Origin of the sequence: Streptomyces sp. NPDC005302, from assembly GCF_040607345.1 — a bacterium.
Classification (GTDB): Bacteria; Actinomycetota; Actinomycetes; order Streptomycetales; family Streptomycetaceae; genus Streptomyces.
On the sequence record NZ_JBEXGN010000009.1, the window covers coordinates 1 to 11,577 of the forward strand.

Annotated in this window: 6 protein-coding genes; 1 reads left to right on the plus strand and 5 read right to left on the minus strand. The window is 70.9% G+C overall.

Features of this window, described 5'->3' with window-relative positions; all coding sequences use genetic code 11:
- Positions 1-97: 97 nt before the first annotated feature.
- The gene (locus ABZT74_RS15495) at positions 98-2,437 is read right to left on the minus strand and encodes an alpha-1,4-glucan--maltose-1-phosphate maltosyltransferase (protein WP_356435353.1); all 2,340 of its coding nucleotides are present in this window, start codon (positions 2,435-2,437) and stop codon (positions 98-100) included.
- A 222-nt stretch (positions 2,438-2,659) separates the two neighbouring features.
- A complete protein-coding gene (locus ABZT74_RS15500) occupies positions 2,660-3,856 on the minus strand; it encodes a S8 family peptidase (protein ID WP_356435356.1) in 1,197 nt (398 codons plus the stop codon).
- A 329-nt stretch (positions 3,857-4,185) separates the two neighbouring features.
- Between ABZT74_RS15500 and ABZT74_RS15505 the strand changes: the two genes are divergently transcribed.
- Positions 4,186-6,804 carry a glycosyltransferase family 1 protein gene (locus tag ABZT74_RS15505; RefSeq protein WP_356435359.1) on the plus strand — a complete coding sequence of 873 codons (2,619 nt, stop codon included), beginning with the start codon at positions 4,186-4,188 and terminating at the stop codon, positions 6,802-6,804.
- A 106-nt stretch (positions 6,805-6,910) separates the two neighbouring features.
- Here the strand turns inward: ABZT74_RS15505 and ABZT74_RS15510 are convergent, their stop codons facing one another.
- From ABZT74_RS15510 to ABZT74_RS15520, 3 genes are all read right to left on the minus strand, one after another.
- Positions 6,911-7,411: a DUF1990 domain-containing protein gene (locus tag ABZT74_RS15510; protein ID WP_355867459.1), complete on the minus strand. Its 501-nt coding sequence runs from the start codon at positions 7,409-7,411 to the stop codon at positions 6,911-6,913.
- A gap of 71 nt (positions 7,412-7,482) precedes the next feature.
- Positions 7,483-9,144 carry a M4 family metallopeptidase gene (locus ABZT74_RS15515; RefSeq protein ID WP_355867462.1) on the minus strand — a complete coding sequence of 554 codons (1,662 nt, stop codon included), beginning with the start codon at positions 9,142-9,144 and terminating at the stop codon, positions 7,483-7,485.
- A 320-nt stretch (positions 9,145-9,464) separates the two neighbouring features.
- Entirely contained in the window at positions 9,465-11,510 is a 2,046-nt protein-coding gene (locus tag ABZT74_RS15520) for a M4 family metallopeptidase (protein WP_356169513.1), read from the minus strand.
- Positions 11,511-11,577: the final 67 nt, after the last annotated feature.

Consider the following 11,577-nt stretch of genomic DNA (forward strand, 5'->3'; position numbering starts at 1 on the left):
ACCAGGACCTCGTAGAAGACGGCGCGCTTGAACCACTCGGGATCGCGGTCCTTGGCCGGGGTGTCCTCGAACGTATCCGGGACGGGCTCATTGACGATCATGTGGTGGGTGACCCTCCGATCTGCGGTGAGGACGGTCGCAGGACGGTGAAGACGTGCGCGGGCCGGTGCCCCGGCTCCAGGCGCACATAGTTGGTCCTGCCCCAGTTGTAGGTCTCGCCGGTGAGCTCGTCGCGCACCGGCACGGACTCGTGCCAGTCCAGGCCGAGCTGTGGCATGTCCAACGAGACCGTGGCCTCCTGGGTGTGGTGGGGGTCGAGGTTCGCGACCACCACAACCGTGTTCGAACCACGTGCGTCACTGGCGGACTTCGAGTAGGCGATCACCGCGTCCCGGTCGGCGTGGTGGAAGTGCAGGTCACGCAGTTGGCGCAGGGCCGGGCTGCGCCGCCGGACCGCGTTGAGCAGCGTCACCAGCGGTGCGATGCTGCGGCCCTCCCGCTCCGCCGACTCCCAGTCACGCGGGCGCAGTTGGTACTTCTCCGAGTGGAGGTACTCCTCGCTCCCGGTGCGCAGCGCGACGTTCTCGCAGAGTTCGAAGCCGCTGTAGATGCCCCAGGTGGGGGAGAGGGTCGCGGCGAGCACGGCCCGCAGCTCGAAGGCCGGCCGGCCGCCCTGCTGGAGGAACTCGTGCAGGATGTCCGGGGTGTTGACGAAGAAGTTGGGCCGCATGTGCGCGGCCGCCTCACCGGAGAGCTCGGTGAGGTACTCCGTCAGCTCCTGCTTGGTGTTGCGCCAGGTGAAGTAGGTGTACGACTGCTGGAAACCGGCCGCACCCAGCGTGCGCATCATGGCCGGCCGGGTGAACGCCTCGGCCAGGAAGATGACGTCGGGGTCCGTCGCGTTGATCTCCGCGATCACCTGTTCCCAGAAGACGACGGGTTTGGTGTGGGGGTTGTCCACGCGGAAGATGCGGACGCCGTGGTCCATCCAGTGCCGCAGCACGCGCACGGTCTCGGTGATGAGGCCGGGCATGTCCTTGTCGAAGGCGATGGGGTAGATGTCCTGGTACTTCTTCGGGGGGTTCTCGGCGTAGGCGATCGTGCCGTCACAGCGGTGGTGGAACCATTCCGGGTGCTTCTCGACCCAGGGGTGGTCCGGGGAGCACTGGAGCGCGAAGTCGAGGGCGATCTCCAGGTTCAGCGAGGTGGCCCGGGCGACGAAGGCGTCGAAGTCCTCCAGGGTGCCCAGGTCGGGGTGGATCGCGTCGTGGCCGCCCTCGGGGGAGCCGATCGCCCAGGGCACGCCCACGTCCTGGGGGGCGGCGGACAGCGTGTTGTCCGGACCCTTGCGGAAGGTGGTGCCGATGGGGTGGATCGGCGGGAGGTAGACGACGTCGAAGCCCATCTCCGCGATGGCGGGCAGCCGTTCGGCCGCGGTGCGGAACGTGCCGTGCGTCGGCGGGTCCAGCCGGCCGGACTCCGAGCGCGGGAAGAACTCGTACCAGGAGCCGTACAGCGCCCGCTCCCGCTCCACCAGCAACGGCAACGGCTCGGACGACGTCAGCAGGTCGCGCAGCGGGTGACGGGCCAGTACCTCGTCCACCTCGGGGGTGAGCGCGGCGGCGAGCCGGGTGGCGACGGGACGGTCGGGGTCGCGCAGCGCGTCGACGGCGGCGAGGACCGTGTCCCGGTGCCGCTTCCCCGCGGGCCCCTTCGGGATGCCGGCGGCGGCCCGCTCGTACAGCCGTGCGCCCTCCTCCAGCACCAGTTCCGTGTCCTGACCGGCCGGGATCTTGATCCCCGCGTGGTGCCGCCAGGTGGTGACGGGGTCGCCCCACGCCTCCACCGTGTACGTCCAGCGGCCCTCGCCGCCGGCGCTCACGCGGGCGCCCCAGCGGTCCGTGCCGGGAGCCAGCTCGCGCATCGGCGACCAGGGACCGGGGCGGCCCTCCGGGTCGTACAGGACGACGTTCGCGGCGACCGCGTCGTGGCCCTCGCGGAACACCGTGGCCGAGACCTCGAACTCCTCGCCGGTCACGGCCTTCGCGGGCCGTCGGCCGCCCAGCACCACCGGGTGGACGTCGAGGACGGGAATGCGCCCGACGGCGGTCGCCGGAGCGACGGCGGCGGTCACGGGCGAGTCGGCGGCACGGGTGGCCGGGACGGCGGACCTGCTCTTCTTGCGGGCCGGCGCGCCCGACGCGGAGGCGGCCGCCTTGCGCGGGGCGGCCTTGCGGGGGGTGGTGGTGCGTGGCGCCGGGGCCGCGGGCACGGCGTCGCCGGTCTCCGGGACGGCGGCGGTGGCCGCGCCGTCGGCGGGAGCACCGCCCTCGGCGGCGGGTTTCTCCGGGGTGCGGGGACGGGGCTCGGTCTTGCGCTTTCGGGGCTTCTCGGAGGTGGTCGTCGGGGGTGGCGACGAGTGGTGCGTGGCGGGCATGACCGCTCCTGTCCGCGTCAACGTGGGTGGGCGGATGGGGGTGTGGGGAGGTGGACCTACGAGGTGTACCGGAGGAGTCTTCCCACCCTATGCGGGTGAGCATTCCGGCACTTTGTTAACTACTCACGCGTATGTCTACACACAAGACCGGCCTCGTCCCGGGCAGGCGAGGCCGGTGCGGTGTGGCCGAATCACCCTGGTTGTACCAGCATCCCGCCGCCGTCACCCGACGTTCAGCAGTTTGTTCGGTGAACCGGGGCCGACACCTGACAGCTTCCCCGGAACGGCTTGTTTCACCAGCGCCTTCGCGACCTGTTCCGGAGCGGCCCGCGGATGGCCGGACAGATACAGGGCGGCGGCGCCCGCGACATGAGGGCTCGCCATCGAGGTGCCGGAATAGGCCACTTGCCCCGTGTCGCTCCTGTACGAAGCTGACGTGATTGCCACCCCCGGTGCGAACAGGTCGACCGCGGGACCGGTGTTGGAGAACCTCGCCCGGGCGTCGGCGCGGTCGCTCGCGCCGACCGTGATGGCCTGAGCGACCCGCGCGGGGGAGTAGCGGGCGGCCGACCGGCCGTCGTTGCCGGCCGCGACCGTGTAGGTCACGCCGGAGGCGATGGAGTTGCGGACGGCCGCGTCCAGCTGGGCGTTGCCGTACCCGTCGAGGCTGAGGTTGGCCACGGCGGGTTTACGGGCATGCCGGGTGACCCAGTCGATTCCGGCGATGACCTGGGCGGTGGTGCCGGCCCCCCGGTCGTCCAGGACGCGGACGGCGACCACCTTCGCCTTACTGGCGACGCCGTACCGGCCGCCGACGACGGTCGCGGCCACATGGGTGCCGTGGCCGTTGCCGTCGCGGGCCGTCCGGTCGGCGTCCACGAAGTCCCATCCGTAGCTCGCCCGGCCGCCGAAGTCCCGGTGGGTGACCCGGATGCCGGTGTCAATGACGTACACCGTCACGCCCGCGCCCGCCGGCCCGGAGACCGTGTACCGCCCGTCGAGGGGCCGGCTCCGCTGGTCGATCCGGTCCAGGCCCCACGGGGGCGCGTACTTCCGGGCGCCTTCGAGGGCCACCCGGGTGTCCTGGACGACCGAGGCCACCCGGGGATCGGCGGCGAGCCGCCGGGCCCGTCTCTCGTCGACGCGTACGGCGAAGCCGTTGAGAGCCGTGCCGTAGGTGTGGCTGATTCTCGCCCCGTATTTCTCGGCGATGTCCGGGCCGGCCGCCGACGGAGCACGTGTACTCCCCTTGAGGGTCACGATGTAGCTCCCGCTGACGGAGCCGGGATCCCCCGCTCCGAGGATCCGCCCCTCGGCGGCCGCCTGAGCCGGTGGCGCGATGGCCGAAAGCACCGCGGTCGTCGTGACCGCGGCGAGACCCGCCCCCCAGCGCCGACGCCACTTCCTCGTCCGTGCCATGGCTGCTGTTCCCCTCCTCCACGTCGACGTACGCGGTCCGGGGCCCTCCTCGCGGACGGGGCCCGGCCGTACGTCACCTGGCGAGCCTCTCCCGGCGGGGCGAAGCACCACAAGGCCGCCCAGGAGGGCGGAATCGGCCATACCGAACATGGCGGCCCCGTGAAGGTCGCGGCGCGTTTCCGCCGGTGTCACACAGTCGGACGGATCCGGGGGCGTGCCGCGATGCGCCGTGTCGCGAAGGCACCCCCGCCGCTACCGTCGTGGGTGACGAAGGCCGCACAACGCCGTGCGGTCCTCTGCCGCGTACGTCCTCCGTGAAGGTGGAATCCGTGAAGGCGATCCGCAGATTCACCGTCCGACCAGTACTCCCCGAAGCCCTTCACCCCCTCAGTGACCTGGCACGCAACCTCCGCTGGTCCTGGCATGCCGAGACCCGTGACCTCTTCCAGTCCGTCGACCCGGAGCGCTGGGCAGCCTCCGACGGCGACCCCGTACGACTGCTGGGCAGCGTGTCGGCCGCCCGGCTCACGGAGCTCACCGAGGACAGCCGCTTCCTGCGCCGCCTCGCCGAGGTCTCCGACGACCTGCGGGAGTACATGACCGGCGACCGCTGGTACCAGACGCAGACTTCCGACCTGCCCGCCGCCGTCGGCTACTTCTCGCCCGAGTTCGGCATCACCGCGGCGCTCCCGCAGTACTCGGGCGGCCTCGGCATCCTCGCGGGCGACCATCTCAAGGCGGCCAGCGACCTGGGCGTCCCGCTCATCGGAGTGGGCCTGCTCTACCGGCACGGCTACTTCCGCCAGTCCCTGTCCCGCGAGGGCTGGCAGCAGGAGCAGTATCCGGTCCTCGACCCCAACGAACTGCCCGTCGTCCCCCTGCGCGAGGAGGACGGCACCGCCGCGCAGGTCTCCCTCGCCCTGCCCGGCGGCCGCGCCCTGCACGCCAGGATCTGGCTCGCCCAGGTCGGGCGCGTCCCGCTGCTGATGCTCGACTCCGACGTCGAGGAGAACGACCTCGGCGAACGCGGCGTCACCGACCGGCTGTACGGCGGCGGCAGCGAGCACCGGCTCCTCCAGGAGATGCTCCTCGGTATAGGAGGGGTGCGTGCGGTCCGGACGTACTGCCGGCTGACCGGGCACGCGCCGCCCGAGGTGTTCCACACGAACGAGGGCCACGCGGGCTTCCTCGGTCTGGAACGGATCGCCGAACTCGGTGACGCCGGACTGGACTTCGCCTCCGCCCTGGAGGCGGTCCGGGCCGGCACGGTCTTCACCACCCACACCCCGGTCCCCGCCGGCATCGACCGCTTCGACCGTGAACTCGTCGCCCGCCACTTCGGCGCCGACGCGGAACTCCCGCGCATCGACGTGGAGCGGATCCTCGCCCTCGGCATGGAGACCTACGCCGGCGGTGAGCCGAACCTGTTCAACATGGCCGTGATGGGCCTGCGGCTCGGCCAGCGCGCCAACGGGGTGTCCCTGCTGCACGGCCAGGTCAGCCGGGAGATGTTCTCCGGACTCTGGCCCGGATTCGACCCCGAGGAGGTGCCGATCACCTCCGTCACCAACGGCGTGCACGCGCCGACCTGGGTGGCCCCCGAGGTCTTCCGGCTCGGCGCCCGGCAGATCGGCGCGCCGCGCACCGAGGACGCGCTGACCGTCGGCGGCTCGGACCGGTGGGACGCGGTCGCCGAGATCGCCGACCAGGAGATCTGGGACCTGCGCCGGGTGCTGCGGGAAAAACTGGTGCTGGAGGTGCGCGAGCGACTCCAGGCGTCCTGGCGCCAGCGCGGCGCCGGTACCGCGGAACTCGGCTGGATCGACGGGGTGCTGGACCCCGACGTCCTCACCATCGGCTTCGCGCGCCGCGTCCCCTCGTACAAGCGTCTGACGCTCATGCTGCGCGACCGGGACCGGCTCATGAATCTGCTGCTGCACCCCGAGCGGCCCGTCCAGATCGTGGTCGCGGGCAAGGCTCACCCCGCCGACGACGGCGGTAAGCGGCTGATCCAGGAACTGGTCCGGTTCGCCGACGACCCCCGGGTGCGCCACCGGATCGTGTTCCTGCCCGACTACGGCATGGCGATGGCGCAGAAGCTGTACCCGGGCTGCGACATCTGGCTCAACAACCCGCTGCGTCCGCTGGAGGCGTGCGGCACCAGCGGTATGAAGGCGGCGCTCAACGGCTGTCTCAACCTCTCCGTCCTGGACGGCTGGTGGGACGAGTGGTTCCGGCCCGACTTCGGGTGGGCGATCCCCACCGCGGACGGCACCGCGACCGACGACGACCGCCGGGACGAACTGGAGGCCGGGGCACTGTACGACCTGCTCGAACAGCGGGTCGCCCCACGGTTCTACGACCGCGGTCAGCACGGCCTGCCCGACCGGTGGATCGAGATGGTCCGTCAGACGCTGACCCACCTCGGCCCGAAGGTGCTGGCCGGCCGGATGGTCCGCGAGTACGTGGAGCGCCTGTACGCCCCCGCGGCGCAGGCCCACCGCTCACTCACCGCCGACACCGCGCGCGAGCTCGCCGGCTGGAAGGCCCGGGTCCGCGCGGCCTGGCCGCAGGTGACGGTCGACCACCTGGAGGCGACCTCGGCCACCACGACCGCGGAACTGGGCGCCACCCTGTCGCTGCGCGTCCGCGTGGGGCTCGGCGATCTCGCCCCGGACGACGTGGAGGTCCAGGCCGTCGCGGGCCGCGTCGGCACGGACGACCGGATCGCGGACGCGGTGTGCGTCCCGCTGAAGCCGGCCGGCGGCTCCGACCTGGAGGGGCGCTGGGTGTACGAGGGTCCGCTGTCCCTCGACCGCACCGGCCCCTTCGGCTACACGGTGCGCATCCTGCCGGCCCACCGGCTGCTGGCCTCCGGTGCCGAACTGGGCCTGGTGGCGGTGCCGTCGGAGGAGCCGGGCGAGGGCGCCGGGCTGCTGATGCGCTGACCCGGGGGAACCACGAAAGCCTCCGGATCCACGGCCGCCGGGGCCGGACCGCACACCGCGGTCCGGCCCCGGCGGACCGCGTCCGTTCGTGGGGCGCGGGCGGGGTTCAGCTGTCGAGCCCCGCGCACAGGCGGCGCAGCACCGTTCCGCAGCGCTGCGCGTAGACGTTCTGCAGGCCCCGGGTCGCGGCTCCGCCCGCCCGGGCGTACCACTTGACCGCGCGGCTGAACGCCGTGACCGTCAGCCAGACGGTTCCGTCGCCGGTGCGGGAGACCACGAAGGCCTCCTCCCCGCATTCGGGATGACCGGTCAGCGTGCCGTAGGCCCACGCGGTGCGCCGGGGTTCCTCGGCCGTCCAGACCACGCGGCAGGGGGCCTTGACCGGGCCGATGCCGACCGTGACGTCCACGCCGGGCGCCGCCCTGTCGGCCTCGGAGACCATGGTGACCCCCATGGTGCGGTGCATCTCCCAGGTCATCAGGGCATCGGAGGCCCGTCGGAAGACGGCCTCGCCCTCGCCGATCCGGGAGCGGACGTGCAGTCGGTGGAAGCCCGGAGGGCAGCGGTCCTCGCGGGTCGCGCCCACGTCCTCGTACGTGTAGGGCATGGGGGCAAGAGTAAGGCGGCACCCGGGGGAGTCCTCGCCCCGGGTGCCGCCTCGTTCGAACCGCCGGTCCGCTAGTTGACGTTCACGGCCGACCAGGCGGCCGCGACCGTCTTGTACTCGGTGCTGGTGGAGCCGTACAGGGCCGACGCCGCGGAGAGCGTGGCCGTGCGGGCACCCGCGTACTTGGTCGTCGACGTCATGTACGTCGTCAGCGCCTTGTACCAGATCTGCAGCGCCTTGGCCCGGCCGATGCCGGTGACCGTGGAGCCGTTGGACGTCGGGGAGTTGTAGCTGACCCCGTTGATCGTCTTGGCTCCGCTGCCCTCCGAGAGGAGGTAGAAGAAGTGGTTCGCGACACCCGACGAGTAGTGCACGTCGAGGTTGCCGACGGTGGAGGACCAGGAGTCCTTCGAGCCGCCGTCCTTGCTGGGCTTGTCCATGTAGCGCAGCGGTGTGCCGTCACCGTTGATGTTGATCTTCTCGCCGATGAGGTAGTCGCCCACGTCGGAGGAGTTCGCCGCGTAGAACTCGACGCCGGTTCCGAAGATGTCGGAGGTCGCCTCGTTCAGGCCGCCGGACTCGCCCGAGTAGTTCAGGCCCGCGGTGTTGGAGGTGACACCGTGGCTCATCTCGTGGCCGGCGACGTCCAGCGAGGTCAGCGGGTGCGTGTTGCCCGAGCCGTCGCCGTAGGTCATGCAGAAGCAGCTGTCGTCCCAGAACGCGTTCACGTACGAGCTGCCGTAGTGCACGCGGGAGTAGGCGCCGACCCCGTTGTTCTTGATGCCGCTGCGCCCGAAGGTGTTCTTGTAGAAGTCCCACGTCTCCTGGGCGCCGTAGGCGGCGTCCGCGGCGGCGGTCTGGTCCGTGGTGGAGCTGGACGCGGTGCCGGTGCCCCACACGTCGTCGGCGTCGGTGAACAGCGTGCCGGTGCCCGACGTGCCGTGCTTGAGGTTGTAGGTCTTGTGGCCGCCGCGCGTGCCGTCCGTCAGGTTGTACGTCGAACCCGACAGCGTGGTGCTGAGCGTGACCGTGCCCGAGTAGAGGCTCTTGCCCGTACCGGTCTCGATGCCCTGGTACTCGTAGAGCTTCTTGCCGGTGGCGGCGTCGGTGATGACGTGCAGCTCGTTGGGGGTGCCGTCGTCCTGGAGTCCGCCGACGACGGTCTCGTAGGCGAGGGTCGGCTTGCCGGTGGCGGCCCAGATCACCTTGCGGGGCGCCTGGTCGGCCGAGGTCTTGTCCGAGCCGGCGTCCTTGGCGGCGGTGAGCGCCTGCTTCTCGGCCTTGGCGGTGGTGACCGCCGCCTTGAGCGAGGAGACCTTGATGGTCGCCTTCGTCGCCTTGGAGACGCCTTCGGTCTTCCCCGCCTTGGTCTCGTGCACGACGAGGTCGCCGCCGAGGACCGGAAGTCCGTTGTACGTCCGTTCGTACCGCGTGTGGACCGTGCCGTCGGCGTCCTTGACGACGTCTCTGACGACCAGCTTCTCCTTGGCGCCGAGACCTATCTCCTGGGCCGTCTCCGCCGTGGCGGCGTCGGCCTTCTGGATGAGCGCGGTGCGTGCGGAGGAGGAGAGCTGGACGGGCGAGCCGGCGAGGGGGGTGGTCTTGCCGGTGGGAAGCGCCGCGGTCTGGGCGGCGGCACCGGTGGTCATACCGGTGGCGAGCAGGGCTCCGGCGGCGACAGCGGTGGCGATGGCCAGAGTTGTGCGCTTGTGACGCGCGTAGAGGGGGGTCACGCAAGCTCCTTCTCGTGGGGGCGTCCGAACGGCTTGGGGATGCCGGGCGGACGATTGTGAAGTTGCGGTGCGGGTGAGCCGTGCGGTGGAAGCGTGCCACTTGGGGCGCGTACATGTCAGGAGGGCCTAAAGACCTTGGCTGAAAATCGTCGATCAGGTGAACACTGAGGGGGCGCGGGAGCGTTCAACTCCCCTCAAGGGGCGGTCAAATCAAACTCCCGCACGGGTAAAAGAGGGCGCCGCCCCGGGGAGTCGAACCTCCGGGGCGGCGTCCTGTCTCGTGGGGTTCCGCGCGGCCTGGCGCGGACCTCCGGGTCGGTCTACGGGAAGGTGATCTTCCAGCTGTTGATGTAGCCGGTGTCCTGGGCCGCCTGGTCCTGGACCTTCAACTTCCAGGTGCCGTTGGCGACTTCGGAGGACGCGTTGACCGTGTAGGTCGCGTTCACGTTGTCCGCCGAGTCGGACGAGCTGAAGTTCTTCAGGCGGTACGTGGACCCGTCCGGAGCGACCAGATCGACCACCAGGTCACCGCGCCAGGTGTGCACGATGTCCACGGCGACCGCGAGGTTCGACGGGGCGTTGCCGGTCCGGCCGCTGACCGTGATCGACGACGTGACCGCCGCGCCGTTGTCCGGAATCGATACGTCGGCCGTGTTCTCGAACGACGTGCCGCCACCGCCGCCACCGCCGGGACGCGAGCCGACGGCCACGGCCGCCCAGGCGTTCGCCACGGCCGTGTACTCGGCGCTGGTCGTGCCGTACAGCTCACCCGCCGCCGCGAGCGTGCCGGTACGGGCCGACGCGTAGTTGGTGGTCGAGGTGAACTTGGTGGTGAGGGCGCGGTACCAGATCTGCAGCGCCTTGTCGCGGCCGATGCCGGTGACCGGAAGCCCGTCGGACGTGGGCGAGTTGTAGCTGACGCCGTTGATGACCTTGGCGCCGCTGCCCTCGCTCAGCAGGTAGAAGAAGTGGTTGGCGATGCCCGACGAGTAGTGCACGTCGAGGTTGCCGACACCCGAGTACCAGGAGTCCTTGGAGCCGCCGTCCTTGCTGGGCTTGTCCATGTAGCGCAGCGGCGTGCCGTCACCGTTGATGTCGATCTTCTCGCCGATGAGGTAGTCGCCCACGTCGGTCGAGTTCGCCGCGTAGAACTCGACGCCGGTTCCGAAGATGTCGGAGGTCGCCTCGTTCAGACCGCCGGACTCACCCGAGTAGTTGAGCCCCGCGGTGTTGGAGGTGACACCGTGGCTCATCTCGTGGCCCGCGACGTCCAGCGCGGTCAGCGGGTCGGCGTTCCCGGAGCCGTCGCCGTAGGTCATGCAGAAGCAGCTGTCGTCCCAGAACGCGTTCACGTACGAGTTGCCGTAGTGGGTGCGGGAGTAGGCGCCCACGCCGTTGTTCTTGATGCCGCTGCGGCCGAACGTGTTCTTGTAGAAGTCCCACGTCTCGGCGGCGCCGTAGTGCGCGTCGGCGCCGGCCGTCGCCGCGTTCGACGTGGTGCCGTTGCCCCAGGTGTCACTCGTCTGGGAGAACAGCGTGCCGGTGCCCGACGTCCCGTGGTTCAGGTTGTACGTCTTGTGGCCGCCGCGCGCGCCGTCGGTCAGCGTGTAGTTGGAGCCCGACTGCGTGGTCGTCAGGGACACCTGGCCGCTGTACTGGGTGTTGCCGATGCCGGTCTTGATGCCCTGCCACTCGTAGAGCTTCTTGCCGGTGGCCGCGTCGGTGATGACGTGCAGCTCGTTCGGGGTGCCGTCGTCCTGGAGTCCGCCGACGACGGTCTCGTAGGCGAGGGTCGGCTTGCCGCTCGCCGCCCAGATCACCTTGCGGGGCGCGCGGTCGGCGTCCGTGCTCTTCGAGCCGGCGGCCTTGGCGGCGGACAGCGCCTGCTTCTCCGCCGTCGCGGCGGCGATGGCGGGCTTGAGCGTGGCGACCTTGAGGGAGGCCTTCGTCGCCTTGTAGACGTGCCCGGTCTTCCCGGACTTCGCCGTGTCGACGACCAGGTCGCCGCCGAGGACCGGCAGTCCCTCGTACGTCCGCTCGTAGCGGGTGTGGACGGTGCCGTCGTGGTCCTTGATGACGTCGCGGGCGACGAGGCTCTCGTCGGCGCCGAGTCCCAGGTCCTTGGCGGTGGCCGCCTTGGCCGTGTTGGCGTCGCGTATCAGCTCGGCTCGCTGCGAGGCGGTGAGCTTCATGGCGACGGCGCCGGGATTGATCCGGCCGGCCCGAGGTGCCTGCTCGGGGGCGGCGTTCGCGGCGCCCGACTGGACGGCCGCGGCCAGCAGGGCGGTGACGCCGACGAGGGCGACACCGGCGACGCGGCGCTTGGTGGTGTGGGAGGTGCGTCTGTGGGAGGAGCTGCTACTCAACACTGACTCCTTCTGCGTGGCCGCGGGTCGCGCGGCCAGGGGAGACCGGACGAAGGAAGACCCGTCC